Here is a 26,498-nt window from a genome sequence, read left to right on the forward strand (position 1 = left end):
TACTCCCATGGCTTCCATTTCCCTCAAAAACGTCGTCAAGCGCTACGGCAGCGGCAAGACCGCCGTGCCCGTGATCCACGGCGTCAATGCAGAAATCGCCGACCGCGAATTCATCGTCATCGTCGGCCCCTCGGGCTGCGGCAAATCCACCCTGCTGCGCATGATCGCCGGCCTCGAAGAAATCTCCGGCGGCGACATCTGCATCGGCGACCGCGTGGTGAACAACCTGGAACCGGCCGCGCGCGACATCGCCATGGTGTTCCAGAACTACGCGCTGTACCCGCACATGACGAACTTCGACAACATGGCCTATGGCCTGAAGATCGCCAAGGTGCCCAAGGACGAGATCAAGGCGCGCGTCGACAAGGCCGCCAAGATTCTGGAGCTGTCGCACCTGCTCGACCGCAAGCCGCGCCAGCTCTCGGGCGGCCAGCGCCAGCGCGTGGCCATGGGCCGCGCCATCGTGCGCCAGCCGCAGGTGTTTTTGTTCGACGAGCCGCTGTCGAACCTCGACGCCAAGCTGCGCGCGCAAACCCGCATCGAGATCCAGAAGCTGCACCTCGAACTCGGCATCACCAGCCTGTTCGTGACGCACGACCAGGTCGAGGCCATGACGCTGGCGCAGCGCATGATCGTCATGAATGCTGGCGTCGTGGAACAGTTCGGCACGCCCGAAGAGGTCTACCACACGCCGGCCACCACCTTTGTCGCCAGCTTCATCGGCTCGCCGCCCATGAACCTGCTGCAGCACGCGCCCGGCTGCCAGAAAGGGCGCATCGTGGGCATCCGCCCCGAGCACCTGGACATCGGCATCGGCGACACCGGCTGGCAGGCGCAGGTCGACGCCGTCGAGCTGCTGGGCGCCGAGCGCCTGGTGTACGCCAAGGTGGGCGATGAGGCCCTGATCGTGCGCATCGAAGAAGGCCAGCCCGCGCCACGCGTGGGCGAGAGCATCCACGTCAGCCCGCGCGAAGGCCGCCTGCACTGCTTCGACGCCGAGACCGGCAAGCGCATCTGACGGGCCGGGGGGAAAACTACCATGAAGATCACCGACGCATGGCCCTACCCGCGCTGGGTTGCGCACCGCGGCGCGGGCCGGCTCGCGCCCGAAAACACGCTGGCCGCGTTCCGCCTGGGCGCCGCCCACGGCTACCTCATGTTCGAGTGCGACGTGAAACTCAGCAGTGACGGCGTGCCCTTCCTGATGCACGATGCGGCGCTGCCCCGCACCACCAATGCCGCGGCGCACCTGCCGGCGGGCGCGAGCCTGGTCGGCGGCGAGCACCCCTGGGCGACGCTGGCGCAGCTCGACGCGGGCGGCTGGCACTCGCGCCAGTACGCGGGCGAGCCGCTGCCCACGCTCGACAACGTGGCCGCCTGGTGCCTGGCCAACGGCCACGGCCTGAACATCGAGATCAAGCCCACGCCCGGCACCGAGCGCGAGACCGGCGAGGTCGTGGCGCGCCGCGCCGCGCAGCTGTGGGCGGGGCAGACGGTACCGCCGCTGCTGACCTCATTCCAGGTCGAGGCGCTCGCGGGTGCGCGCACGGCCGCGCCGGCCCTGCCGCGTGGCCTGCTGCTCGACAAGCTGCCGGCCGACTGGCTGGACACGGCGCGCATGCTCGGCTGCGTGGCCGTGGTCTGCAACCACGCGCTGTGGGACGCCGCCACCGTGGCGCAGGCGAAAAGCGCCGGCCTGCGCTGCCTGAGCTACACCGTCAACGACGCATGGGCGGCCCAGCGCCTGTGGGACCTGGGCACGGACGGCATCATCACCGACCGGGTCGATCTGTTCAGCCCGTCGGCCTGAGCAAAAGGCTTGCGCTCACGAAAAGTGAGCTGCTTGCGCAGGTTTTGATTGGGTTTCAGATAATTTTCTATCTGAAACTCTGCAAACACCAGCGCTGGCAGCTCACTTTTTTGATGGCCGCGCGGGGCACGCGCTCTGCGCGCCGTCAGGCCGGGTACGCCAGCGCGGCGCGCACATGGGCCGCCACCACACCCATCAGTTCGTCGAGGTGCCCGCGCAAGGGCGCAAAGCCGGCGTTGGGCTCGCGCGTGGCCTCGTCCATGTAGACCGGGCGGCGGATCTCGATCTGCAGGCTGTGGCGGTTGAGCTGCGGCTGGCCGATGCGGCCGATCAGCTCGACGCCCTTGTACGGATCGTTCACGGCCACGCTGTAGCCAAAGCCGCGCAGCGTGTCGGCCACCAATTGGACGAACCCGGGCGCGCAGGTCGTGCCGTCGCGGTCTCCCAGCACGAAATCGGCCAGGGGCCGTTCGCTCGCGATGCCCAGGCGCTGGTACGCGTCCTGCGGCATCGAGTGCAGGTTCAGGTGCCAGACGGCGCCAAAGTCGCGCACGCTCGCGTCGATCGCCTGCTGCAGGGCCGCGTGGTAGGGGCGCCAGCAGTTCGCGATGCGCCCCTGCACCTCGGCCACGCTGAGCGCGCGCTGGTACATCGGCGTGGCCGCGTTCAGGCGGCTCCAGACCAGGCCAAAGCCCAGCCGGGTCTTGGGACCCGGCTGCAAAGGCTGCGGCCACGGCCCGTCGAGCAGGCCCGCGTCGAGGTCGGTCTCGGCGCGGTTGGGGTCGATGTAGGTGCGCGGAAAGTTCGCCGCGATCAAGGTCGCGCCGTGCGCCGGCGCACCGCCCCAGAGCGTGTGGATGTGCGTGTCCTCGCCGCGGCGCAGCAGCGCCAAGGGTACGGCGTGGCCAAAGTCGGCCGGGTAGGCCGTGCCGCTGTGCGGCGAATCGCACACCAGCGGCAGGGCCGCCGCGGTGGGCAAGCGCACCTCGACCGGGGTGTCCGGCCGGGGCTGCAGGAAGTCGGGCAAGGCCATCAATCGAGCCGGATGTTGGCCTTCTTGGCCACGCCCTGGTAGCGCGCAATCGCGGTATCGATCTGCTTGGCGAACTGCGCCGGCGTGTTGGCCATGGACTCGCCCGAGATCGCGTTCATGCGCTCGATGTAGTCGGCGCTGGCCATGACCTTGTGCGCCGTGTCGTTGAGCTTCTGGATGATGGCCTTGGGCGTGCCCGCGGGCGCCACCAGGCCGAACCAGCCGCCGTCGCCCATGCCAGGGTAGCCCAGCTCGGCGTAGGTCGGCACGTCGGGCAGCACCGGGCTGCGCTTCAAGGCCAGCACGGCCAGCGGGCGCAGTTTGCCGGCCTTGATGTGCGGCAGCGTCGAGGGCAGGTTGTCGGTCATGGCGTTGACCTGGCCGGCCAGCGCGTCGTTGATGGCCTGGCCCGCGCCCTTGTAGGGGATGTGCAGCAGGTCGATGCCTGCCAGGTCCATGAAATTCTCGATGTTGGCATGGCCCAGCGAGCCGGTGCCCGGCGAGGCAAAGGTGTACTTGCCGGGGTGAGCCTTGGCCAGCGCGATGAATTCCTTCATCGTCTTGGCGGGCACGCTGGTGTGCACGACGAACACGCTGGGCACGGCCATCACGTTGGTGATCGGGGCGAAGTCCTTCACGGCGTCGTAGGGCAGCTTGGCGTAGATGGCCGGGTTGGCGCCGTGCGTGCTCACCGTGGCCATGCCGATGGTGTAACCGTCGGGCGCAGACTTGGCGATCGCGTCGGCGCCCAGCGAGCCGCCGGCGCCGCCCTTGTTGTCCACCACCACGGCCTTGCCGAGCAAGGCGCCCATCTTGTCGGCCAGCATGCGCGCGACCATGTCGGTGGAGCCGCCTGCGGCAAACGGCACGATCAGCTTGATCGGGCGGCTCGGGTAGTCGCTGGCCTGGGCCAGCGCGGCAGGGGCCGACAGCGCGGCAACGGTGCTGGCGGCCAGGGCGACCAGGCTACGGCGAGACATCATGGCTTTCTCCTTTGTAATGGTTCGAGCGGCCATTCTGGTCAATCGCGCCAGAGAGGAAAAGCGACAATGTGGCACCAACCCATTACCAACGCTCACCATTCATCTGCCATGCGCATCCGCTCCCCTTCGCTGTCCGAACTGCACGCCTTTGCCACGGCCGCGCGGCTGGGCAGCTTCTCGCAGGCGGCCGACGAACTGCATGTCACGCAGGGCGCCATCAGCCGCTCCATCGCGCGCCTCGAAGAACACCTGGCGCTGGCGCTGTTCGTGCGCGAGGGCCGGCGCAGCGTGCTCACGGCCACCGGCCAGTCCTACCTTGACGCCATTGCCCCGGCGATCGCCAGCATCGAGGCGGCCACCGTGGCCCTGCAGACGCGGCGCACGGCGCGCGCGCTGCGCCTGTCGGTCGCGCCGACGCTGTTCAGCCACTGGCTGATTCCGCGCCTGCCCGATTTCCACGCGCGCCACCCCGACACCACGCTGTCGTTCGCCCCCTACCGGCGCGACGACCCGCTGCAGGCGCCCGAGATCGACGCCTGGCTGCGCGTGGGCGCGCGCGAGTGGCCGCGCCACATCCAGGCCGAATACGTGGTCGGGCGCGAATTGGTGCCCATCTGCCGGCCCGCCGACCTGCACGGCCCCCACGCCATCCGCACGGCGCACGACCTGATAGCGCGCCCGCTCCTGTTCCACACCAACTACCCGGACAACTGGGCCCGCTGGTTCGCCGGCGTGGGCTGCGCGCACGCGCCGCTGGCGCCGGCGGCCGACTTCGAACTGGTCGGCCTGCTGGTGCAGGCGGTGATCGCCGGACTGGGCGTGGCCGTGGTGCAGCGCTGCCTGGTCGAGCCCGACCTGGCCGCCGGCCGCATCGCCATCGCCGTGCCGCAGGCGGTGGAGATCGACCGCGGCTACTACCTGTGCCAGCCGCCCGGCCGCGTGGCGCCGGCGGCGCTGCACGATTTCAGGCAGTGGCTGCTGTCCCAGCCGCAGCACGCAACGCCGTGACCGGGGCAAAGGCCCCCGCCGCCCGGCGATCCGGCCGCCGCTCAGTGCCGCCACGCGCGCAAGAAACACCACTGGCAGCTGGCGCACACCAGCACCAGCGCGGCATAGGTCAGCATCTTGCCGTCGCGCCCGAACGCCCACAGTCCGGCCAGCAGCACGCCGCTGCCCAAGATGAAATTGATAGCTATCTGCGCCCACCAGGCCTGCGTTACAGGCATTTTTCGCCAAAAAACCCGGCTGCCCAACCAGAGCAGCACGGACAGCGCCGCCGCCGGAGCAAGGAAGTTGAGCAGGTGGTTGAGAGCGTCCAGCGGACCCATGGAAATGACCCAGATCAAGGTTTGAAGGGCAAAGGCTGCCCTGCTTGCCCAACAATTTTATAATCGCGCACTATGGCAGTCTGGGCCCTCGGCATCAACCACACCACCGCGCCGCTCGATCTGCGTGGCCGCTTTGCGTTCGCGCTCGACCAGATCGCGCCGACGCTGCACGGCCTGCGCCAGGCGCTGGGGCAGAGCGATGCGCACCGCGGCATCGAGTCGGCCATCATCTCCACCTGCAACCGCACCGAAATCTACTGCGCCGGCGACCATGCGGCGCTGGACCACACGCTGGGCTGGCTCGCGCACAGCGGCGGCGTCAGCACCGATGTGCTGCGCTCGCACTCCTACACGCTGCAAAACGGCCCGGCCGCGCGCCACGCCTTCCGCGTCGCCAGCGGGCTCGATTCGATGGTGCTGGGCGAGCCGCAGATCCTCGGCCAGATGAAGGACGCCGTGCGCGCCGCCGAGACCGCCGGCGCCCTGGGCTCCACGCTCAACCAGCTGTTCCAGCGCAGCTTTGCCGTCGCCAAGGAGGTGCGCACCGCCACCGAGATCGGCGCGCACAGCATCAGCATGGCGGCCGCTGCCGTGCGCCTGGCGGGCCAGCTGTTCGAAGACCTGGGCAAGACGCGCGTGCTGTTCATCGGCGCGGGCGAGATGGTCGAGCTCACCGCCACGCACTTTGCCGCACGCAACCCGCAGTCGATCGCCATCGCCAACCGCACGCTCGAGCGCGGCGAAAAGCTCGCCACGCGCTTTGGCGGCGAGGTGCTGCGCCTGGCCGACCTGCCCGAGCGCCTGCACGAATTCGACATCGTCGTCAGCTGCACCGCCAGCACGCTGCCCATCGTCGGCCTCGGCGCGGTCGAGCGGGCCCTGAAAAAACGCCGCCACCGCCCCATGTTCATGGTCGACCTGGCCGTGCCGCGCGACATCGAGCCCGAGGTCAAGCAGCTCCAGGACGTCTACCTCTACACCGTCGACGACCTCGCCAGCGTGGTGCAGACCGCGCAGGCCAGCCGCCAGGCCGCCGTCGCGCAGGCCGAGGCCATCATCGATGCCGGCGTGCAAAGCTTCATGCACTGGATGGACCAGCGCGACCCGCAGCACGGTGTGGTGCCGCTGATCCGCCAGATCCAGGGCCAAGCCGACACCTGGCGCGCCATCGAGATTGCGCGCGCGCGCCGGCGCCTGGCGCGCGGCGACGACGTCGAGGCGGTGCTCGACGCCCTTGCGCGCGGCGTCGCCAAGAAGATGCTGCACGGCACCATGGCCGAGCTGCGCAATGCCGACACGGCAGCGCGCGAGCAAACGGCGCGCACGGCGTCGCGCCTGTTCCTGCGCTCCCAGAGCAAAAAACCCCTCTAGCGCTGACCCCATCAGCGTCACTAGCTACTTTTTTGGTAGCTAAAACCCTTATTCCTGCATGCAACCCTTTCTCCAGACCCAGTTGGAGCGCTATGCCCGGCGCCTGGACGAGCTCGACTTCCTGCTCTCTCGCGAGGACATCATGGGCGATATGGCGCAGTACCGCCTGCTCTCGCGCGAGCATGCCGAGGTCACGCAGGTCGCGGGGCGCTATGCGCGCTGGCGCCTTTGCGCAGCCGATCTGCAGGGCGCGCGCGAGTTGCTCGAAGACCCCGACATGGCCGAGATGGCGCAGGAGGAGATGGCCAGTGCCGCAGCCGAGCTGCTGCAGCTCGAAGATGAGCTGCAGCGCCTGCTGCTGCCCAAGGACCCCGACGATGCGCGCAACGTCTTCCTCGAAATCCGCGCCGGCACTGGCGGCGACGAGTCGGCACTGTTTGCCGGCGACCTGGCGCGCATGTACATGCGCTATGCCGACCGCGTGGGCTGGAAGGTCGAAGTGGTGAGCGAAAGCGCCGCCGAGCTCGGCGGCTACAAGGAAATCGTGCTGCGCATCGCGGGCCCGGCCGACAGCGGCCCCTCCGGTAGCGGCGTCTATGGCGCCCTGCGCTTCGAGTCGGGCGGCCACCGCGTGCAGCGTGTGCCCGCGACCGAAACGCAGGGACGCATCCACACCAGCGCCTGCACCGTGGCGGTGATGCCCGAGCCCGACGAGCATGAAGCCATCAAGCTCAACCCGGCCGACCTGCGCATCGACACGTTTCGTGCCAGCGGCGCCGGCGGCCAGCACATCAACAAGACCGACTCGGCCGTGCGCGTGGTGCACCTGCCCACCGGCATCGTCGCCGAGTGCCAGGACGGCCGCAGCCAGCACGCCAACAAGGCCAAGGCGCTGCAGGTGCTGCAGGCGCGCATCCAGGAGAAGGAGCGCAGCGAGCGCGCCTCGAAGGAAGCGGCCGAGCGCAAGGGCCTGATCGGCAGCGGCGACCGCAGCGACCGCATCCGCACCTACAACTTCCCGCAGGGGCGCCTGACCGACCACCGCATCAACCTCACGCTCTACAAGCTCCTGTACGTGATGGAAGGCGACCTGGACGAGGTGCTGCAGGCACTGGCGCACGCGCGCGAGGCCGAGCAGCTGGCCGAACTCGAAGCGCAGACGGCCTGAGGCCGGCTGTCGCCGTCGCCGTCGCCGTTAGAAATTCGATCAAAACACCTTCCAGCGCTTACCCTGCAAGCGCCGGAAGCTATTAAAACCATAGTGACAACCGACCTCCCCCCGACCACGCTGGCCCAGGCCCTGGCCGCCGCCCAAGCCCAGGGACTGGCGCGCATCGACGCCCAGCTGCTGCTGCTTCACGCGCTCGGGCACGCAGGCGCGGGGCGCGCCTGGCTGCTGGCGCATGACAACGATGCACTCGGCGCCGAGGCGCAGGCCCGCTTTGCCGCGCTGTGCCAGCGCCGTGCCGCGGGCGAGCCCGTGGCCTACCTGACGGGCGTCAAGGAGTTCTACGGCCTGGCGCTACAGATCGACGCGCGCGTGCTCGACCCGCGTCCCGACACCGAAACGCTCGTCGACTGGGCGCTCGCAGCCATCGCGCCGCTGCCGGTGCCGCGCGTGCTCGACCTGGGCACGGGCAGCGGCGCCATCGCGCTGGCCGTGCAGCACCAGCGGCCGCAGGCACAGGTCAGCGCGGTCGATGCCAGCCCCGATGCCCTGGCCGTCGCGCAGGCCAACGCCGCGCGGCTGCAGCTGCCGGTGCAGTTCCGCCGGGGCCACTGGCTGCAGGGCGTGGGCGGGCGCTTCGACGCCATCGTCTCCAACCCGCCCTACATCGCCGCAGCCGACCCGCACCTGGCCGCCCTGGTGCACGAGCCGCGGCAGGCGCTGGCCAGCGGCGCCGACGGGCTCGACGACCTCCGCGCCATCGTCGCGCAGGCGCCGGCGCACCTTGAACCGGGCGGCTGGCTGCTGCTCGAACACGGCTGGGACCAGGCGGGCGCCGTGCGCGCGCTGCTGCAGGCCGCCGGCTTCGCCCAGGTGCAAAGCCGCAAAGACCTCGCCGGCATAGAGCGTTGCTCGGGCGGCCAGTGGCCGACAGTGAAATAATCCCTTTGTACCCACCGGGGCCCCTGGCCCCTCTTTTACGGAGCCCCCATGAGCGATACCCAGAAACGCATCGACGACCTCGTCAAATCCAGCGACGTGCTGCTGTTCATGAAAGGCACGGCGAGCTTTCCGATGTGCGGCTTTTCCGGCCGCGCCATCCAGATCCTCAAGGCCTGCGGCGTCGACCCCAAGGCCATCACCACCGTGAACGTGCTCGAAGACGACGAAATCCGCCAGGGCATCAAGGAATACAGCCACTGGCCGACGATTCCGCAGCTCTACGTCAAGGGCGAATTCATCGGCGGCTCGGACATCATGATGGAGATGTACGAGTCGGGCGAACTCAAGCAGGCGCTCGGCGCCGCCTGAGCGGCCCGCTGCTGCGCACGAAGCCGCCCGCCGGGCGGCTTTTTTGTGCCCGCCCGGCGGTGAAGGGGCCGCTACACTGGCGGCGGCACAGGGCCGCGAGGGGCGGCCGGTGCGCCACGCTCCCCCGGACCATGCTAGAAAACACCTTCACCATCGTCGCCCTGATTGCCGCCAGCGCCTTCTTCTCGATTGCCGAGATTTCCCTGGCCGCCTCGCGCCGGCTGCGCCTGCGCCAGCTGGCCGACGAGGGCGATGCGCGCGCCGACCGCGTGCTGCGCGTGCAGGAGCAGCCGGGCGACTACTTCACCGTGGTGCAGGTGGGGCTGAACGCCGTGGCCATCCTCGGCGGCATCATCGGCGAGAGCGCGCTGAGCCCGCACTTTGCGGCGCTGTTCGGCCTGTGGATGTCGGCAGAACAGGCGCAAACGGCCGGCTTCGTGGCCTCTTTCTTCGTCATCACCTCGCTGTTCATCCTGTTTGCGGACCTGTTCCCCAAGCGCCTGGCCATGACCGATCCCGAGCGCCTGGCGCTGCGCGTGGCCACGCCGATGGGCTGGTGCATCACGGCGCTGCAGCCGCTGGTGTGGCTGTACAGCCGCACGGCCGACGCCCTGTTCCACCTGCTGGGCCTGCCGACGCGGCGCGACGACCGCGTCACCTCCGACGATGTGCTGGCCATGATGGAGGCCGGTGCGCGCGCGGGCGTGCTGCCCGAGCGCGAGCAGCAGGTGATCACCAACGTCTTCGAGCTCGACACCCGCATGGTGGGCAGCGCCATGTCGCAGCGCGAGCGCATCGCGTTCTTCCTGCGCGACGATCCGGACGACGTGATCCGCGTGCGCATCGCGGCCGAGCCCTTTTCGACCTACCCCGTGTGCGAGGGCGACATCGACCATGTGGTCGGCTACGTGGACGCCAAGGACCTGTTCCAGCGCATCCTGAACAACCAGCCGATTTCGCTGCAGGACGACAGCCTGGTGCGCAAGGTGCTGATCGCGCCCGACCGGCTGACGCTGTCCGAAGTGCTCGAGCAGTTCCGCCAGGTGCACGAGGACTTTGCCGTCATCGTCAACGAGTACAGCCGCGTGGTCGGCGTGGTCACGCTCAACGATGTGATGAGCACTGTGATGGGCGACCTGGTGGGACCGGACGACGAGGAGCAGATCGTGCGCCGCGACGAGAATTCCTGGCTGATCGATGGCATGACGCCGATCAGCGACGTGCTGCATGCCCTGGCGCTCGATGCGCTGCCGCACGAGGCGGAGTACGAGACGCTGGCGGGCTTCTTGATGGTGATGCTGCGCCGCGTGCCGCGGCGCACCGACAGCGTGGTCTGGGGCGGCTACAAGTTCGAAGTGCTCGACGTGGACCGCTACCGCATCGACCAGGTGATGGTGTCGCGCCTGCCCCAGGGTGCGGACACCGGCGCCGTGCCCACGGCAGCCTGAACCCGGCGGTCAGCCCGCCAGGCGGCCGTCGAACAGCCAGTTGCGCTGCGCCGTGAACACCGCGTTCGGGTACGGGGCACGGCCTCGGCTGCCGTTGTAGCGGCCCAGCGTCATGAACAGGTCGCCGCGCTCGCGGTCCAGATAATGGCGCAGGATCACGCAGCCAAAGCGCAGGTTGGTCTGCATGTGGAACAGCTTGCCCGGGTCGCCGTCGCCGATGACGCGGGTCCAGAACGGCATGACCTGCATGTAGCCGCGCGCCCCGACGCTCGAGACGGCGAACTTGCGGAACGCGCTCTCGACCTGGATCAGGCCCAGCACCAGCGAGACATCGAGCCCGGCGCGCCGGCTTTCGTACCACACGGTCTGCAGGAAATCGCGGCGCACCTCCCATTCGGGCTTGCGCCGGCGCAGCCGATCGCTCATGGTGGCCAGCCAGCGCAGGTACAGCAGGCGCGCCTCGGTGCTCGCGAATTCGGGCTCGGGCGGTGCCTGGTTGGCGATGGCGGAACTCAGCGCGGTGCGCACCGAGTCCATCAAGGGCTCTTCGAGCTGGCTGCCCGCATGGGCCTGCGCGGGCAGGCCCAGCCAAGCCGCGGGCCCCAGGGCCAGCGGTGCCAGGCAGGCGCGCCGCGAAAGCCCCCCCAGGCTCATGCGGCCAGCCGGCCCTGGAGATGGGCCAGGATGTCGGTGGTGGCGACCTTGGTGGCTGCGCTGTCGCGGCGGTGCTGGTATTCGACCTGGCCTTCCTTGAGGCCACGGTCGCCAATGGTCACGCGGTGCGGCACGCCGATCAGCTCCCAGTCGGCGAACATGGCGCCGGGCCGCTCGCCGCGGTCGTCGAGGATCACGTCCACGCCCGCGGCCAGCAGGTCGGCGTAGAGCCGGTCGGCCGCGGCCTTGACGTCGGGGAAGCGGTCCGGCGTGATCGGGCACAGCACGACAGTGAACGGCGCAATCGCGTCGGGCCAGATGATGCCGCGCTCGTCGTGGTTTTGCTCGATGGCGGCGGCCGGCAGGCGCGTGATCCCGATGCCGTAGCACCCCATTTCAAAGAAGGCCGGCTTGCCGTCTTCGCCGAGGAAGCTGGCGTTCATGGCCTGGCTGTATTTGGTGCCGAGGTAGAACACATGGCCGACCTCAATGCCGCGCTCGATGGCCAGCACGCCCTTGCCGTCGGGCGAGGCGTCGCCGGCCACCACGTTGCGGATGTCGGCCACCAGGTCGGGCTCGGGCAGGTCGCGGCCCCAGTTCACGCCGGTCATGTGGAAATCGGCTTCGTTGGCGCCGCAGATCCAGTCGGCCATCAGCGCCACTTCGCGGTCCACCACCATGTGGACCGGCTTCTTCAGGCCCATCGGGCCCAGATAACCGGGCTTGCAGCCAAAGTGCTCCTCGATCTCGCCCTGGGTGGCAAAGCGCGAACCGCCGCCCAGGCCCGGCACCTTGCCGACCTTGATCTCGTTCATGTCGTGGTCGCCGCGCAGCAGCAGCAGCCAGACCTGGCTTTTCACGATTTCGCCGGTGTCATTGGTTTCGTCGGTGGCGAGCACCAGCGATTTCACCGTGGTTTGCAGCGGCACGCCCAGCAGGTCGGCCACGTCGGCGCAGGTGCTCTTGTCGGGGGTCGGCGTCTTGGCCAGGGCCTGTGCGGGAGCAGCGCGCGGACCAGCGGGCGCCAGCGCCTCGGCCTTTTCCAGGTTGGCGGCGTAGTCGCTGCCCGGGCAGTAGACGATGGCGTCCTCGCCCGTGGCGGCGATCACCTGGAATTCTTCGCTCAAATCGCCGCCAATGGCGCCGCTGTCGGCGGCCACGGCGCGGTAGGTCAGGCCAAAGCGGTCGAAGATGCGGCGGTAGGCCTGCGCCATGACCTGGTAGCTGGCCTTGGCCGCGGCCGGGTCGCGGTCGAAGCTGTAGGCGTCTTTCATGGTGAATTCGCGCCCGCGCATCAGGCCAAATCGCGGCCGGCGCTCGTCGCGGAACTTGGTCTGGATCTGGTAGAAATTCTTGGGCAGCTGCTTGTAGCTGCGCAGTTCCTGGCGCGCGATGTCGGTCACCACTTCTTCGCTGGTGGGCTGGACCACGTAGTCGCGCCCGTGGCGGTCGTGGATGCGCAGCAGCTCAGGCCCCATTTTCTCGAAGCGGCCCGTCTCCTGCCACAGTTCAGCGGGCTGCACCACCGGCATGGCCAGCTCGACGGCACCTGCGCGGTTCATTTCCTCGCGCACGATGGCTTCGACCTTGCGCACCACCCGCAAACCCATCGGCATGTAGTTGTAAATGCCCGCACCCAGTTTTTTGATGAGACCGGCCCGTGTCATGAGCTGGTGGCTGACCACTTCGGCGTCGGCCGGAGCTTCTTTGAGGGTGGAAATAAAGAACTGGGAAGCTTTCATCGGTGCAATATCAGGCCAATGGAGATGGGTCCCATTGCCGCGCCCGAGGGGCCGTGCATAATGGACACAACTATAGATTTTGGGGTTCGATTATGCTTGACCGGGACGGCTTTCGGCCGAACGTCGGCATCATCCTGCTCAACCAGAAAAACCAGGTGTTCTGGGGCAAACGCATACGCACCCACAGCTGGCAGTTTCCGCAGGGTGGCATTGACCGGGGCGAATCCCCCGAGCAGGCCATGTTCCGTGAACTGCACGAAGAGGTGGGACTGCAGCCAAACCATGTACGCGTGGTTGCCCGCACCCGGGACTGGTTGCGCTACGAGGTGCCAGACCGGTACATCCGCCGCGATGCGCGCGGCCACTACAAGGGCCAGAAGCAAATTTGGTATTTGCTGCAGCTGATGGGTTACGACTGGGATTTGAATCTGCGTGCCACCAACCACCCTGAATTCGATGCCTGGCGCTGGAACGATTATTGGGTTCCGCTCGACGTTGTGGTGGAATTCAAGCGCGGCGTCTATGAAATGGCGTTGACCGAGCTGGCGCGTTTTCTGCCGCGCCATGAACCGCGCAACCGCTATCTGCGCAGCGGCATGCGCACACGCGAGCACGACATTGCCGGCCTCGCCATGCACCGCAGCAGTTCGCTGCTGCTGCAGCCTGGCATGGAATTGCCGCCCGGCGCGAGTTTCGACCCCGACCCGCAAAGCGGCTTGGCCGCGCCCAGCGAATCCCTGGAACTGCCGCAGGACCGGCAGAACCGCTTCCCCGACGCGCGCTCTTGAGAGACAACAGAGGATTGCCTGGCCATGCCCCATGGCGCTAGCTGCAGCGCACAGGCCCACCGTGGCAGGCGCGCGCGGCCCGCAGGCGTCTATCCCCCCATCAACACCAGGTTGTCGCGGTGCACCATCTCGGGCTCCGCAGCGTATCCCAGAAGCCTTTCAAACTCGGATGAAGGCTTGCGGCACAGCAGCCGTGCCTCGGCACTGGCGTAGTTCGCCAGACCGCGGGCAATCTCTGCGCCAGCCGGATCGCGCACAGCAATCACGTCGCCGCGCGAGAAGTCCCCTTCCACGGCGGTCATGCCGATGGGCAGCAGGCTTTTGCCTTCGGCGCGCAGCTTGGCCGCTGCCCCTGCATCCACCGCCACCGCGCCGCGCAGCTGCAGGTGGTCGGCCATCCATTGCTTGCGCGCCTGGGTCTTGGCCGTTTGCGCAACGAGCAAGGTACCGATGCCCTCGCCCCGCGCCAGGCGCAGCAGCACATCGGGCTCACGGCCCCAGGCGATCACGGTGGAGGCGCCCGAGCCGGCGGCGCGCTTGGCCGCCAGGATCTTGGTGAGCATGCCGCCACGGCCAATGCTGGAGCCAGCCCCGCCGGCCATGGCCTCCAGCGCCAGGTCGCCCGCACGCGCCTCGTGCACAAACTGCGCCGCCGGATCGCGGCGCGGATCGGCCGTGAACAAGCCCTTCTGGTCGGTCAGGATGACCAGCGCGTCGGCCTCGACCAAATTCGCCACCAGCGCGCCCAGCGTATCGTTGTCGCCAAACTTGATTTCGTCGTTGACGACGGTGTCGTTCTCGTTGATGACGGGCACCACGCCAAGCTCCAGCAGCGTGAGCAGCGTCGAGCGCGCGTTCAGGTAGCGTTCGCGGTCGGCCAGATCGGCGTGCGTGAGCAGCACCTGCGCGCTGCCCATGCCTTGCTCGCGCAGCTTGGTCTCGTACATCTGGGCCAGGCCCATCTGCCCCACGGCGGCCGCCGCCTGCAGCTCATGGATTTCCCGCGGGCGCACGGTCCAGCCCAGGCGCTTCATGCCTTCGGCCACCGCACCGCTCGAAACCATGATGACCTCGCGCCGCCCCGCGCCATCGTCGCCGCGCACCAGCGCGGCCAGTTGGCGGCTCCATTCGCCAATCGCGGCCTCGTCGAGGCCCCGTCCCTCGTTCGTCACGAGGCTGGAGCCCACCTTCACGACAATGCGGCGGGCATCGCGCAGCACACCAGAGATCATTTTTTCGGTCATTTTGGCTTGTAGCGCTTATGCAGAAAGCGCTAGATGCTATAAAAACAATAGCTCACTGAACCGTCCACCGCGGCCTATCAAACGGGTGCGTCGCCTGAAAAACGCGGATCCAGCTCGGCCACAGGCGCCTGCTCCGCCACCTGCTGCGCTTTGACGTGGCGGTAGATGGCGTGGATCAGTGCCTCGCAGCCTTCGCGCGTCAGGGCCGAGATCTCGAACACCGGACCCTTCCACTTGAAGCGCTTGACGAAGTCGGCCACGCGCGCAGCGCGCTCATCGGCGGCCACCATGTCGAGCTTGTTGAGCACCAGCCAGCGCGGCTTCTCGTAGAGCGCTTTGTCGTACTTCTTCAGTTCGCCCACGATCGCCTTGGCTTGCGCCACCGGGTCCACGCTGTCGTCAAACGGCGCCATGTCCACGACGTGCAGCAGCAAGCGCGTGCGCTGCAGGTGCCGCAGGAATTGGTGGCCCAGGCCGGCGCCTTCAGACGCCCCTTCGATCAGGCCCGGAATGTCGGCCACGACAAAGCTCTGCTCGGGCGCCACACGCACCACACCCAGGTTGGGGTGCAGCGTGGTGAAAGGGTAATCGGCGATCTTGGGGCGGGCGTTCGATACCGCCGCAATGAAGGTCGACTTGCCCGCATTGGGCATGCCCAGCAAGCCCACGTCGGCCAGCACCTTGAGTTCGAGCTTGAGGCTCTTCTTGTCGCCGGGCCAGCCCGGCGTCTTCTGGCGCGGCGCACGGTTGATGGCGCTCTTGAAGCGCATGTTACCAAAGCCCCCGTCGCCGCCTTTGGCGATGGTGATGACTTCGCCGGGCTCCAGCAATTCGTACAGCACCTCGCCGGTTTCGGCATCGCTGATGATGGTGCCCACGGGCATCTTGAGCGTGATGTCGCTGCCCGCCGCGCCGAACATGTCCGAACCCATGCCATGCTCACCCCGCTTGGCTTCATGGCGGCGCGCATAGCGGAAATCCACCAGCGTATTCAGGTTCGGGTCGGCAACCGCGAACACATGTCCGCCGCGCCCGCCGTCGCCGCCGTTCGGGCCACCGAATTCCTTGTATTTTTCGTGCCGGAACGACACGCAACCATTGCCGCCATCCCCGGCAGCAATGTCTATGTAGGCTTCGTCGACGAACTTCATAAGGTATCCAGTTTACAAAACAGCAGCCAGTCGGGCGCTGCAGCACCCCAAAAGCACAAAGCCCCGACAGTGCGGGGCAACGGCATGCAGCGACGCTACCGGCGCTGCGCGCCCGAAAAAACAAAGCCCCGACCAAGCGGGGCTTAGGGTGCCAAGAAGCGGTGAAGCCTCAGGCTGCAGTCACGTTGACCATGTGCTTGGACAACGCGCCCTTGTGGGAAAACGACACGTGACCGTCTACCAGGGCGAACAGCGTGTGGTCTTTGCCCACGCCGACATTGGTGCCGGGGTGGAACTGAGTGCCGCGCTGGCGCACGATGATGGATCCGGCGCTGATCAGTTCACCACCGAAAGCCTTCACACCGAGCATTTTGGGCTTGGAATCGCGCCCGTTTCGCGTAGAGCCGCCGCCTTTTTTCTGTGCCATGACTCAGCTCCTTCTTTAAGCAGCAATGTCGCCGATTTGCAGTTCGGTGAACTGCTGGCGGTGACCTTGGCGTTTTTGATAGTGCTTGCGACGGCGCATCTTGAAAATGTGCACCTTGTCGTGCTTGCCGTGCGCCACAACGGTGGCTTTCACGGTTGCGCCGGACACCAGGGGCGTACCGACCTTCAGTTCGGCGCCGTTTCCGACGGCCAGAACCTGGTCGATGACGATTTCCTGGCCTACGTCCGCAGCAATCTGTTCTACTTTAATTTTTTCGCCGGAAGCAACGCGATACTGCTTGCCGCCGGTTTTTATGACCGCGTACATGTTGACCTCTTTGACTCTGTGTACCCCAGGGTACTTTTTGTGAGTTTTCACAGACGAATTTCTGCGAAGCCCGAGATTCTACCATCAATGCCTTTTTGCGCCACGCCGGCTGTTTGCCATTGCCACCGCGGCAAACATCCGCAACACAGCTTCCTATAATTCGTGGCAACGCTTGTGACCACCACCTTGATTGCCACCACCCCCCCCTCCCCACTCGCCCATTCACTTCTTGGCCTCATTGCAGGCGACATGTTCGAAGTGGACCGTGTCATCTCCCAGCGCCTGGCATCGGGCGTGCCGCTGGTCGGGCAGATTTCGCAATACATCATTGCCGCAGGGGGCAAACGGCTGAGGCCCTCCCTGTTGCTGATGTTGTGCGGCGCACTGGAGTACCGGGGCAGCCAGCGCTTCACCCTGGCCGCGGTAGTGGAGTTCATCCACACCGCGACGCTGCTGCACGACGACGTAGTCGATGCCTCCACGCTGCGCCGCGGCCGCGCCACGGCCAATGAAACCTTTGGCAACCCCGCCAGCGTGCTGGTGGGTGACTTTCTTCACTCGCGTGCATTCCAGATGATGGTGGACGTGGACAACATGCGCATCATGCAGATCCTGGCCGACGCGACCAACGTGATCGCAGAAGGCGAAGTGCTGCAGCTCATGAACATGCACGACGCCTCGCTCGACGAAGCCGGCTATTTGCGTGTGATCCGCTCCAAAACAGCCAAGCTGTTCGAAGCCAGTGCCCGGCTCGCCGCCGTGCTTGCCGGCAGCGCCCCGGCCGTTGAAGAAGCGTGTGCCACTTACGGCCAGGCGCTCGGCACTGCCTTCCAGATCATTGACGACGTGCTGGATTACGACGGCGATGCCATCGAGATGGGCAAAAATCTGGGCGACGACCTGCGCGAAGGCAAAGCCACACTGCCGCTCATTGCCGCCATGCAGCGCGCCTCGGCGCAAGACTCGGCCACGGTGCGCCATGCCATCGAAAACGGCAGCACAGAACAGCTCGAACGCGTGGTTGCCATCGTGCGCGAGACCGGCGCTCTCGGTGTGGCGCGCGATGCCGCAGCCGCAGAAGCACGCCGCGCCATGGACGCGCTGGACCAGCTTCCCGCCAATGAATACACCTCAAACTTGCTACAATTGGCGGCTGAGCTTCTTGCACGGCGCACCTGACGCAGCGCGCTGCGCAAAAAGCCATCGGGGTGTAGCTTAGCCTGGTAGAGCGCTACGTTCGGGACGTAGAGGCCGGAGGTTCGAATCCTCTCACCCCGACCAGATTCCTGCTGTTACCCCATTGACCACACTGTGGCGCGTGTTGCGGGTTACAGCTTGAAACCAGATGGCAATGATAGGATGGCTCATTTACCGTCCTCTACATTCTCGGTTCAATGGCCGCCGTCGATACCACCCAAAAAGACTCTGCAACGGTTGCGCTCCCCGGTTTGGCCCGCGCGCTCATTTCGGTGGCCAAGCTCACGCAGAAGTCGGCCGAAGAGCTTGTCCGCAAATCGCAGACCAGCCGCACCAGTTTCATTGCCGAGCTCACCGGCTCCGGGGCGATTTCGTCGGCAGACCTGGCCCACACGGTGTCCTCTGTGTTCGGCGCACCGCTGCTGGACCTCGATGCCATTGACCCTGTACGCCTGCCGCACGATCTGCTCGACAGCAAGATCTGCTTAGCCTACCGGGTGGTGGTGCTCAGCAAGCGCAACAGCCGCCTCACCGTCGCCACGGCAGACCCAACGGACCACGAGGCGGCAGAAAAAATCAAGTTCACCACGCAGATGGGCGTGGACTGGGTGATCGCCGAGTACGACAAGCTGACGAAGCTCGTGGAAGCCTCGTCCAAGACAGTCGGCGAGTCGCTGGACACGTTCACCAGCAGCGGCGATTTCGAGTTCGATGACGTGCCCGTAGAAGATGCCGCGGACACTGCGGACACCGGCGCCAGCGAGGTCGAAGATGCTCCGATCGTCAAGTTTCTGCACAAGATGCTGCTCGACGCTTTCAACATGCGCGCGTCCGACCTGCACTTCGAGCCTTATGAGCACCACTATCGGGTTCGCTTTCGCATCGACGGCGAACTGCGGGAGATCGCTTCTCCCCCCGTGGCCATCAAGGACAAGCTCGCATCGCGCATCAAGGTGATCTCGCGCCTGGACATTTCCGAGAAACGCGTCCCGCAGGATGGGCGCATGAAGCTCAAAGTCGGTCCGAACCGGGTCATCGACTTTCGCGTCAGCACTCTGCCCACCCTTTTTGGTGAAAAAATCGTGATCCGTATCCTGGACCCGAGCAGCGCCAAGATGGGCATTGATGCGCTGGGCTACGAGCCCGAAGAAAAAGAGCGCCTGCTCAAGGCCATTGCGCGGCCCTATGGAATGATCCTGGTCACCGGACCCACGGGCTCGGGCAAGACGGTGTCGCTCTACACCTGCCTGAACCTGCTGAACAAGCCCGGTGTGAACATCGCCACGGCGGAAGACCCTTCGGAAATCAACCTGCCCGGCGTGAACCAGGTCAATGTCAACGAAAAAGCGGGCTTGACCTTTGCCGCCGCGCTCAAGTCCTTTCTGCGCCAGGACCCGGACATCATCATGGTGGGCGAAATCCGCGACCTGGAAACCGCCGACATCTCGATCAAGGCCGCACAGACCGGGCACCTGGTGCTGTCGACCTTGCATACCAACGATGCGCCCACCACGCTCACGCGCATGCGCAACATGGGCATCGCCCCGTTCAACATCGCCTCCAGCGTGATCCTGATCACCGCCCAGCGCCTTGCACGGCGGTTGTGCCCGCAGTGCAAGGCGCCGGCCGACATTCCCCACCAAGCCCTGCTCGATGCGGGGTATGCGGACGACGAAATCGACGGCTCCTGGGTGCCTTACAAGCCCGTGGGCTGCTCTGCCTGCAACAACGGCTACAAGGGGCGGCTCGGTATTTACCAGGTCATGCCCATCACCGAAGAGCTCCAGCGCATCATCTTGCGCGATGGCAGCGCGCTGGAAATTGCCGAGCAGGCAAAAAGGGAAGGCGTGCGCTCTTTGCGTGCGGCAGGTTTGCACAAGGCCAAGCTCGGCCTCACTTCCCTCGAGGAAGTGCTGGCCGTGACCAACGAATAAAACATCGGCATTGAGGGGACGCGATGGCAACGGCAGCAGCACAGGGCATCAAGGACTTTGTCTTCGAATGGGAGGGGAAAGACCGCCACGGCAAGATCGTGCGCGGCGAGGTGCGCGCGTCTGGGGAAAACCAGGTGCAGGCCACGCTGCGCCGACAGGGCGTCTTCCCCACCAAGATCAAGAAGCGCCGCATGCGCGCGGGCAAAAAGATCAAGCCCAAAGACATCGCACTGTTCACGCGCCAGATGGCCACCATGATGAAGGCCGGCGTTCCGCTGCTGCAGGCTTTCGACATCGTCGGGCGAGGCAACACCAACCCCAGCGTCGGCAAGCTGCTCAACGAGGTGCGGGCGGATGTGGAAACCGGCACCTCGCTCAATAGCGCTTTTCGCAAGTACCCGATGTATTTCGACAGCCTGTATTGCAACTTGGTCGAAGCGGGTGAGGCCGCCGGCATTCTCGAGGCGCTGCTGGACCGCCTGGCGCTCTACATGGAGAAGACCGAGGCGATCAAGTCCAAGATCAAATCGGCCTTGATGTACCCCATTTCGGTGGTGATCGTGGCCTTTGTGGTGGTCACGGTGATCATGATTTTCGTGATTCCGGCCTTCAAAGAGGTTTTCACCTCCTTCGGCGCCGACCTGCCCGCCCCGACGCTGTTCGTGATGGCCATCAGCGAAGTGTTCGTGCAGTGGTGGTGGCTGATTTTCGGCGTGCTCGGCGGAAGCTTCTACTTCTTCATGCAGGCCTGGCGCCGCAGCGAAAAAGTGCAGATGTTCATGGACCGGCTGATGCTGCGCATTCCGGTCTTTGGGGTGTTGATCGAAAAATCGGCCGTGGCACGGTGGACGCGCACCCTCTCGACCATGTTCGCCGCAGGCGTGCCGTTGGTCGAAGCGCTGGATTCCGTCGGCGGCGCCGCAGGCAACTCGGTTTATGCCTTGGCGACGGAGAAGATCCAGCAGGAAGTCTCCACCGGCACCAGCCTGACGGCCGCCATGGGCAACGCCAATGTCTTCCCTTCAATGGTGCTACAGATGTGCGCCATTGGCGAAGAATCAGGCTCCATCGACCACATGCTGGGCAAGGCCGCCGATTTTTACGAAGCCGAGGTCGATGAGATGGTGGCCGGTCTCTCGAGCCTGATGGAGCCCATCATCATCGTCTTCCTAGGCTCCTTGATCGGTGGCATCGTGGTGTCGATGTACCTGCCGATCTTCAAGCTGGGGCAGGTCGTCTGATGGTTCTGGATCCGTGGTGGGACGCCGCACTGGCCGGCGTGGTGGGGCTGCTTGTCGGCAGTTTTCTGAACGTTGTGATTTACCGCCTGCCCAAGATGCTGGAGCAGCAATGGGCGGCCGACTGCGCCGAGTACGCGGCCTCGGCCACCGCGGTGCAGACCGTACAGCCAGCGGCGCCGGTCTTCAACCTCAGCCAGCCGCGCTCGCGCTGCCAGGCCTGCGGCCACCAGTTGCGCTGGTATGAAAACATTCCGGTCGTCAGCTACCTGGCCTTGCGCGGGCGCTGCTCGGCCTGCGCAACGCGCATCAGTGCCCGATATCCCCTTGTCGAGCTGGCCACAGCGGCGCTGTTCTTCTTTTGTGTGCAGCACTGGGGCGCAACGCCTGCGGGGCTGGCCTGGTGCGGGTTCTCGGCTGCACTGGTGGCGCTGGCCTTCATCGACTGGGACACCACCTTGCTGCCCGACAACCTCACCCTGCCCTTGCTGTGGGCGGGCCTGCTGGCCTCTGCGCTGGGCTGGGGCATGGTGCCGCTGGTGGATGCGGTGTGGGGTGCAGCCGCTGGCTACCTTTCGCTGTGGCTGGTGTACTGGGCCTTCAAGCTGGCAACGGGCAAAGAAGGCATGGGCTATGGGGACTTCAAGCTGTTTGCCGCACTCGGTGCCTGGTTCGGGTGGCAGGCCCTGGTGCCGCTGATCCTGATGGCGTCCGTGGTCGGCGCGCTGGTGGGCATCGCCATGAAAATGGCCAGCGGCCTGCGTGAAGGCGGCTATGTGCCTTTCGGCCCCTTCCTGGTGGGTGCGGGGCTGATCGCCATGGTGTGGGGCCCGCAGCGGGTGCTGTCTGCGCTTCTGGGGGCTCTGGGCCTGTGACAACGGGCGCAGGCACGCCGATCCGCCTGGGCCTGACCGGCGGCATCGGCAGCGGCAAGAGCACCGTAGGGAACATGCTGGCCGAGCGCGGTGCCACCCTGCTGGACGCAGACGCCATGGCACGCAGCGTCACCGGCCCGGGCGGGGCGGCCATGGAAGCCATCGCTGCGGCTTTCGGTCCGGCCTATGTGGACGCCACGGGTGCGCTGGACCGGGTGCGCATGCGGGCCCTGGCGTTTTCCGAGCCCACCGCGCGCCAGCGGCTCGAAGCCATCGTCCACCCCTGGGTGGCGCGGCTGACCGAAGAGCACGCCAGCGCAGCCGCCGCGGCCGGCCAGCGCCTGCTGGTGTTCGACATCCCGCTGCTCGTGGAGTCGGGGCGCTGGCGTCGCCAGCTCGACGCGGTGGCGGTGGTGGACTGCCGGGTGCAGACGCAGATCGATCGCGTCGTGGCCCGCAGCGCGCTCGCAACGGGCGCGGTCGAGGCGATCATTGCCGCCCAGGCCAGCCGCAGCGCGCGCCGCGCCGTGGCCGACGCCGTGGTCTACAACGACGGCCTGACCCTCGACGCGCTGCGCAGCCAAGTGCACGCGCTGGCCCTGCGGTTCGAGCTATGATGGAAATACGTTTCTGACACCCATTGCAGACCCTCGGGGTCGGTCCCTTGTCCACCGCTCCCCCACCAGGAACCCGGCAGCGTGATTCTGTACGAATACCCTTTCAACGAACGCATCCGAACCTACCTGCGGCTGGAACAGCTGTTCCGCCGTCTCGGTGAACTCATCGGGCGCAGCCATGCGCTCGACCACCACTTTGCCTTGAACACGATCTTCGAGATCATGGACGTGGCGGCGCGCGCAGACCTCAAGACCGATGTGCTCAAGGACATCGAGAGACAGAAGCATGCGCTCGAAGCCTACCGTGGCAACCCCTCGATCTCCGAGGCGGCACTCGAGGCCATCTTCACCCAGCTCGACCGCTGCTTCCAGGGCCTCAACGCGCAGGCCGGCAAGGCCGGCCAGGCGCTGACGGAAAACGACTGGCTGATGAGCATCCGCAGCCGCATGGGCATTCCAGGCGGCACCTGCGGCTTCGACCTGCCGGGCTACTATGCCTGGCAGCACGGCGAAGCCGCCACGCGCCAGCAGGCGCTCGAAGGCTGGGCGTCGACGCTGGCGCCGCTGGCCGAATCCATCTACGTGCTGCTCAAGCTGCTGCGCGACTCCGGCGTTCCGCAGAAAGTGGCGGCCGAGCGCGGCCAGTTCCAGCAGAACCTGCCTGCGGGCCGCACCTTCCAGTTGTTGCGCCTGCGCATTGACCCAGCGCTGGGCCTGGTCCCCGAGATCAGCGGCAACCGCCTCATCGTCTCGGTGCGCCTGATGCGCGCCCAGGACGACGGCCACCTGCTGCCGTGCACCGACGACGCGACGTTCGAGTTGACCCTGTGCGCCTGACCCTCTTCGCACCATGAGCCACGATCACACCCCTCCTGCGCCACCGGCCGCGCCCAAGACGGTCGTCTGCCCCGGCTGCGGCGGGCCCAGCCTGTACGGCCCGCAGAACCCCTGGCGGCCGTTCTGCAGCGAGCGCTGCAAGCAGATCGACCTGGGTGCCTGGGCTTCGGAGAGCTTTCGCATGCCCACCGAAGCGCCGCCCGACGACGCCCCGCACGGCGACCCGCGCCAGCAGCACTGATTTCAGTGAAATCGGGCTCTAGCACTGATCTGGAAAGCGCTTTTAGCTATTCAATCGATAGCATTGCCGGGTCAAAATCCTGGCCCCGCTCCTGCGCCAGCCACTGCAGCACCGGCAGAGCCCCAGGCAAGATCGGGCGCACTGCTAGGGGCCAGTGCTGCCAGGCCATCGCCTGGCCCTCGCGCATTTCAAATTCACCGGTCCACTGCCACACCTTGCACCAGTGCAGGCGCACCAGCGCGTGCGGGTAGTCGTGCTCGGTGGCCTTCCAGACCTCGGCCGGGCCGATGGTGACGCCCAGTTCTTCGATCAGTTCGCGGCGCAGCGCCTGCTCCACGCTTTCGCCGGCCTCGATCTTGCCGCCCGGAAACTCCCAGTAGCCCGCGTACACCTTGCCGGGCGGGCGCGTGCAGAGCAGCAGCGCGCCGTCGGGCCGCAGCAGGATGCCGACCGCGACCTCGGTGTGCGGGCGCAGCGCAGCCGCCACCGGCTCAGCCACCGTGGCGCCCGGCAAAATCGCGCGCGAACTGGTAGGCCACGCGGCCGCTGCGCGATCCGCGCTCGAGCGCCCAGACCAGCGCCTGCGGGCGCGCCGCTTCGATGGCAGCGGCGTCCACGCCGAGCGCGGCGAGCCACTGCGCCACGATGGTGAGGTACTCGTCCTGGCTGAACGGGTAGAAGCTCACCCACAGGCCAAAGCGCTCGGACAGGGAGATCTTTTCCTCCACGCCCTCGCCCGGGTGCACCTCGCCATCGTCGGTGTGCGTGTAGCTGAGGTTCTCGCGCATGTACTCGGGCAGCAGGTGGCGCCGGTTGCTGGTGGCGTAGATCAGCACGTTCGGCGTAGCGGCGGCGATGGAGCCGTCGAGGATCGACTTGAGCGCCTTGTAGCCCGGCTCGCCGTCCTCGAAGCTCAGGTCGTCGCAGAACACGATGAACTTCTCGGGCCGCCCGGAGACCACCTCGACGATGTCGGGCAGGTCGGTCAGGTCGGCCTTGTCGACCTCGATCAGGCGCAGGCCCTGGGGCGCGAAGGCATGCAGGCAGGCCTTGATGAGAGAGGACTTGCCGGTGCCGCGCGCCCCGGTCAGCAGCACGTTGTTGGCCGTGCGGCCGTCGACGAACTGCCGGGTGTTGCGCTCGATCTTCTCCTTCTGGCCGTCGATTTCCTGGAGGTCCTGCAGGCGCATGAGCGCGACGTGGCGCACGGGCTCGAGCGTGCCATGGCCGCTGCTGCGCTTGCGGTAGCGCCAGGCGACGGCGGCCGTCCAGTCGGGCGCCGACAAGGGCTGCGGCAGCACCGACTCGATGCGCGCGATGAGCTGCTCTGCGCGCTCGATCAAATGGTCAAATTTATCGGTCATTTTGGACTCAAGCGCTTATCCCATAAGCGCTGACAGCTATTGAATCAAGAGCGGTAGTCGGCGTTGATGGTGACGTAGTCGTGGCTCAGGTCGCAGGTCCAGACGGTGTCCGACGCGCTGCCCCGGCCGAGCACCACGCGCACCGTGATCTCGCTTTGCTGCATCACGCGCTGGCCGTCTTCCTCGCGGTAGGCCGGGTTGCGTCCGCCCTGCACGGCGACATGCACGTCGTCGAGGTACAGATCGATGCCGGTCTGCTCCAGGTCGTCGATGCCGGCGTAGCCGACGGCCGCCAGGATGCGGCCCAGGTTCGGGTCGCTGGCAAAAAAGGCGGTCTTGACCAGCGGCGAGTGCGCAATCGCATAGGCCACCTTGCGGCACTCCTCGCCCGTCTTGCCGCCTTCGACGCGCACCGTGATGAACTTGGTCGCGCCCTCGCCGTCGCGCACGATGGCCTGCGCGAGCTTCTGCGCCACGCCGCGCAGCGCGGCCTTCAGGGCCTGGCCTTCGGCGCTGTCCCACGAGGTGATGGGGGCATGGGCCGCGCGCTGCGTCGCGACGACGACGAACGAGTCGTTGGTCGAGGTGTCGCCGTCGATGGTGATGCGGTTGAACGACTCGTCGGCGAGCTCGCGCGCCAGCGGCTGGATCAGCGCCGGGTCGATGCAGGCGTCGGTGGCCAGGAAGCCGAGCATGGTCGCCATGTTGGGGCGGATCATGCCGGCGCCCTTGCTGATGCCGGTCACCGACACCGTCGCGCCGCCGATCTGCATCTGCGCGCTGAAGGCCTTGGGCAGCGTGTCGGTGGTCATGATGCCCTCGGCCGCCCGCGCCCAGTGCGCAGGCTGCGCGTCGGCAAGGGCGGCGGGCAGGCCGGCCGCGATGCGCTCGACGGGCAGCGGCTCCATGATCACACCGGTGGAAAACGGCAGCACCTGCGCGGCGTCCACGCCCAGCTGCGCGGCCAGCAGCTCGCAGGTGGCGCGCGCGCGCTGCAGGCCGTCGGCGCCGGTGCCGGCGTTGGCATTGCCGGTGTTGACCACCATGGCGCGCACCGCAGCGCCCCCGGCCAGGTGCTCACGGCACACCTGCACCGGCGCGGCACAAAAGCGGTTTTGCGTGAACACCGCCGCCACCGTGGCGCCTTCGTCGAGCAGGAACACGGTGAGGTCTTTGCGCTGCGCCTTGCGGATGCCGGCTTCGGCCACGCCGATGCGCACACCGGCGATGGGGTGCAGATCGGATGCGATGGGAGCGGAGAGATTCACGGGCATGGGTCGTCGTCCTTGAAAAATGCAACACACGGGCAGAAGCCCATGAAAGTGGCGCGGCCTGTGCCAGCAGACACCGCGCAAGGGGCCACCCCGCCGCGCTGGTGTCGCCCCCTTCCCGGCGAAGCCGAGAGAAGGG

General features: G+C 66.8%; 28 protein-coding genes and 1 tRNA gene. 17 read left to right on the top strand and 12 right to left on the bottom strand.

Annotated elements, in window-relative coordinates:
- The first annotated feature begins 7 nt into the window (after nucleotides 1-7).
- Complete coding sequence (locus B2J86_RS03660) at nucleotides 8-1,018, top strand: sn-glycerol-3-phosphate import ATP-binding protein UgpC (protein ID WP_169167711.1); 1,011 nt, start codon at nucleotides 8-10, stop codon at nucleotides 1,016-1,018.
- Nucleotides 1,019-1,039: 21 nt separating this feature from the next.
- The gene (gene ugpQ, locus B2J86_RS03665) at nucleotides 1,040-1,810 is read left to right on the top strand and encodes a glycerophosphodiester phosphodiesterase (protein ID WP_173024746.1); all 771 of its coding nucleotides are present in this window, start codon (nucleotides 1,040-1,042) and stop codon (nucleotides 1,808-1,810) included.
- Between the two features lie 145 nt (nucleotides 1,811-1,955).
- Here the strand turns inward: ugpQ and B2J86_RS03670 are convergent, their stop codons facing one another.
- The gene (locus B2J86_RS03670) at nucleotides 1,956-2,843 is read right to left on the bottom strand and encodes an N-formylglutamate amidohydrolase (RefSeq protein ID WP_173024747.1); all 888 of its coding nucleotides are present in this window, start codon (nucleotides 2,841-2,843) and stop codon (nucleotides 1,956-1,958) included.
- On the bottom strand, nucleotides 2,843-3,826 hold the full coding sequence (locus tag B2J86_RS03675; RefSeq protein WP_169167713.1) for a tripartite tricarboxylate transporter substrate binding protein BugE: 984 nt from the start codon (nucleotides 3,824-3,826) through the stop codon (nucleotides 2,843-2,845). The genes B2J86_RS03670 and B2J86_RS03675 overlap by 1 nt, the downstream gene beginning before the upstream one ends.
- 108 nt (nucleotides 3,827-3,934) lie before the next feature.
- Between B2J86_RS03675 and B2J86_RS03680 the strand changes: the two genes are divergently transcribed.
- Entirely contained in the window at nucleotides 3,935-4,834 is a 900-nt protein-coding gene (locus tag B2J86_RS03680) for a LysR substrate-binding domain-containing protein (protein ID WP_169167714.1), read from the top strand.
- Nucleotides 4,835-4,875: 41 nt separating this feature from the next.
- Here the strand turns inward: B2J86_RS03680 and B2J86_RS03685 are convergent, their stop codons facing one another.
- Nucleotides 4,876-5,154, bottom strand: coding sequence for a hypothetical protein (locus tag B2J86_RS03685; RefSeq protein ID WP_169167715.1), 279 nt, complete (start codon nucleotides 5,152-5,154; stop codon nucleotides 4,876-4,878).
- 72 nt (nucleotides 5,155-5,226) lie between these two features.
- Between B2J86_RS03685 and hemA the strand changes: the two genes are divergently transcribed.
- From hemA to B2J86_RS03710, 5 genes are all read left to right on the top strand, one after another.
- On the top strand, nucleotides 5,227-6,525 hold the full coding sequence (gene hemA, locus B2J86_RS03690) for a glutamyl-tRNA reductase (RefSeq protein ID WP_169167716.1): 1,299 nt from the start codon (nucleotides 5,227-5,229) through the stop codon (nucleotides 6,523-6,525).
- A 58-nt stretch (nucleotides 6,526-6,583) separates the two neighbouring features.
- Entirely contained in the window at nucleotides 6,584-7,693 is a 1,110-nt protein-coding gene (gene prfA / locus B2J86_RS03695) for a peptide chain release factor 1 (protein WP_173024748.1), read from the top strand.
- A gap of 93 nt (nucleotides 7,694-7,786) precedes the next feature.
- Complete coding sequence (gene prmC / locus B2J86_RS03700) at nucleotides 7,787-8,635, top strand: peptide chain release factor N(5)-glutamine methyltransferase (protein ID WP_371736098.1); 849 nt, start codon at nucleotides 7,787-7,789, stop codon at nucleotides 8,633-8,635.
- A gap of 48 nt (nucleotides 8,636-8,683) precedes the next feature.
- Entirely contained in the window at nucleotides 8,684-9,004 is a 321-nt protein-coding gene (gene grxD / locus B2J86_RS03705; RefSeq protein WP_169167718.1) for a Grx4 family monothiol glutaredoxin, read from the top strand.
- Nucleotides 9,005-9,135: 131 nt separating this feature from the next.
- Nucleotides 9,136-10,452: a hemolysin family protein gene (locus tag B2J86_RS03710; protein WP_173024749.1), complete on the top strand. Its 1,317-nt coding sequence runs from the start codon at nucleotides 9,136-9,138 to the stop codon at nucleotides 10,450-10,452.
- A 9-nt stretch (nucleotides 10,453-10,461) separates the two neighbouring features.
- Here the strand turns inward: B2J86_RS03710 and B2J86_RS03715 are convergent, their stop codons facing one another.
- Nucleotides 10,462-11,106, bottom strand: coding sequence for a lytic transglycosylase domain-containing protein (locus B2J86_RS03715; protein WP_169633956.1), 645 nt, complete (start codon nucleotides 11,104-11,106; stop codon nucleotides 10,462-10,464).
- Nucleotides 11,103-12,848: a proline--tRNA ligase gene (locus B2J86_RS03720; protein ID WP_173024750.1), complete on the bottom strand. Its 1,746-nt coding sequence runs from the start codon at nucleotides 12,846-12,848 to the stop codon at nucleotides 11,103-11,105. The genes B2J86_RS03715 and B2J86_RS03720 overlap by 4 nt, the downstream gene beginning before the upstream one ends.
- Nucleotides 12,849-12,940: 92 nt before the next feature.
- On the opposite strand from B2J86_RS03720, the gene B2J86_RS03725 reads away from it, so the two are divergent.
- Nucleotides 12,941-13,636: an RNA pyrophosphohydrolase gene (locus tag B2J86_RS03725; protein WP_169167771.1), complete on the top strand. Its 696-nt coding sequence runs from the start codon at nucleotides 12,941-12,943 to the stop codon at nucleotides 13,634-13,636.
- An 89-nt stretch (nucleotides 13,637-13,725) separates the two neighbouring features.
- On the opposite strand, the gene proB is transcribed toward B2J86_RS03725, so the two are convergent.
- The 4 genes from proB to rplU form a co-directional block, all read right to left on the bottom strand.
- Complete coding sequence (proB, locus tag B2J86_RS03730; RefSeq protein WP_173024788.1) at nucleotides 13,726-14,868, bottom strand: glutamate 5-kinase; 1,143 nt, start codon at nucleotides 14,866-14,868, stop codon at nucleotides 13,726-13,728.
- Between the two features lie 89 nt (nucleotides 14,869-14,957).
- On the bottom strand, nucleotides 14,958-16,031 hold the full coding sequence (gene cgtA / locus B2J86_RS03735; RefSeq protein WP_173024751.1) for an Obg family GTPase CgtA: 1,074 nt from the start codon (nucleotides 16,029-16,031) through the stop codon (nucleotides 14,958-14,960).
- A 169-nt stretch (nucleotides 16,032-16,200) separates the two neighbouring features.
- Entirely contained in the window at nucleotides 16,201-16,458 is a 258-nt protein-coding gene (gene rpmA / locus B2J86_RS03740; protein ID WP_169167723.1) for a 50S ribosomal protein L27, read from the bottom strand.
- 15 nt (nucleotides 16,459-16,473) lie between these two features.
- Nucleotides 16,474-16,785 (bottom strand): 50S ribosomal protein L21, encoded by a 312-nt coding sequence (gene rplU / locus B2J86_RS03745; protein WP_119014632.1) that lies wholly within the window; start codon nucleotides 16,783-16,785, stop codon nucleotides 16,474-16,476.
- A 249-nt stretch (nucleotides 16,786-17,034) separates the two neighbouring features.
- Between rplU and B2J86_RS03750 the strand changes: the two genes are divergently transcribed.
- The 8 genes from B2J86_RS03750 to B2J86_RS03785 all read left to right on the top strand — a co-directional run bounded on the left by B2J86_RS03750 (nucleotide 17,035) and on the right by B2J86_RS03785 (nucleotide 23,724).
- Entirely contained in the window at nucleotides 17,035-17,964 is a 930-nt protein-coding gene (locus B2J86_RS03750; RefSeq protein WP_169167773.1) for a polyprenyl synthetase family protein, read from the top strand.
- Between the two features lie 25 nt (nucleotides 17,965-17,989).
- Nucleotides 17,990-18,066: transfer RNA gene (locus B2J86_RS03755), tRNA-Pro, on the top strand.
- A gap of 113 nt (nucleotides 18,067-18,179) precedes the next feature.
- Complete coding sequence (gene pilB / locus B2J86_RS03760) at nucleotides 18,180-19,916, top strand: type IV-A pilus assembly ATPase PilB (protein WP_169167729.1); 1,737 nt, start codon at nucleotides 18,180-18,182, stop codon at nucleotides 19,914-19,916.
- A gap of 23 nt (nucleotides 19,917-19,939) precedes the next feature.
- Nucleotides 19,940-21,157, top strand: coding sequence for a type II secretion system F family protein (locus B2J86_RS03765; RefSeq protein WP_169167730.1), 1,218 nt, complete (start codon nucleotides 19,940-19,942; stop codon nucleotides 21,155-21,157).
- Complete coding sequence (locus B2J86_RS03770) at nucleotides 21,157-22,029, top strand: A24 family peptidase (RefSeq protein WP_169167731.1); 873 nt, start codon at nucleotides 21,157-21,159, stop codon at nucleotides 22,027-22,029. The genes B2J86_RS03765 and B2J86_RS03770 overlap by 1 nt, the downstream gene beginning before the upstream one ends.
- Complete coding sequence (gene coaE, locus B2J86_RS03775; RefSeq protein WP_371736101.1) at nucleotides 22,026-22,646, top strand: dephospho-CoA kinase; 621 nt, start codon at nucleotides 22,026-22,028, stop codon at nucleotides 22,644-22,646. Before B2J86_RS03770 ends, coaE begins: the two co-directional genes overlap by 4 nt.
- Before the next feature lie 81 nt (nucleotides 22,647-22,727).
- Nucleotides 22,728-23,483: a cell division protein ZapD gene (gene zapD, locus B2J86_RS03780; protein WP_173024752.1), complete on the top strand. Its 756-nt coding sequence runs from the start codon at nucleotides 22,728-22,730 to the stop codon at nucleotides 23,481-23,483.
- 13 nt (nucleotides 23,484-23,496) lie between these two features.
- Nucleotides 23,497-23,724 carry a DNA gyrase inhibitor YacG gene (locus tag B2J86_RS03785; protein WP_173024753.1) on the top strand — a complete coding sequence of 76 codons (228 nt, stop codon included), beginning with the start codon at nucleotides 23,497-23,499 and terminating at the stop codon, nucleotides 23,722-23,724.
- 46 nt (nucleotides 23,725-23,770) lie between these two features.
- On the opposite strand, the gene B2J86_RS03790 is transcribed toward B2J86_RS03785, so the two are convergent.
- From B2J86_RS03790 to argJ, 3 genes are read right to left on the bottom strand one after another with little or no spacing between them, the layout of a single operon-like run.
- The gene (locus B2J86_RS03790; RefSeq protein WP_173024754.1) at nucleotides 23,771-24,223 is read right to left on the bottom strand and encodes an NUDIX domain-containing protein; all 453 of its coding nucleotides are present in this window, start codon (nucleotides 24,221-24,223) and stop codon (nucleotides 23,771-23,773) included.
- Entirely contained in the window at nucleotides 24,216-25,088 is an 873-nt protein-coding gene (locus B2J86_RS03795; protein ID WP_173024755.1) for an ATP-binding protein, read from the bottom strand. The genes B2J86_RS03790 and B2J86_RS03795 overlap by 8 nt, the downstream gene beginning before the upstream one ends.
- Nucleotides 25,089-25,132: 44 nt before the next feature.
- A complete protein-coding gene (argJ, locus tag B2J86_RS03800; protein WP_169167736.1) occupies nucleotides 25,133-26,362 on the bottom strand; it encodes a bifunctional glutamate N-acetyltransferase/amino-acid acetyltransferase ArgJ in 1,230 nt (409 codons plus the stop codon).
- Nucleotides 26,363-26,498: the final 136 nt, after the last annotated feature.

This window comes from Acidovorax sp. SRB_14, from assembly GCF_012932145.1.
Taxonomy (GTDB): domain Bacteria; phylum Pseudomonadota; class Gammaproteobacteria; order Burkholderiales; family Burkholderiaceae_C; genus Simplicispira.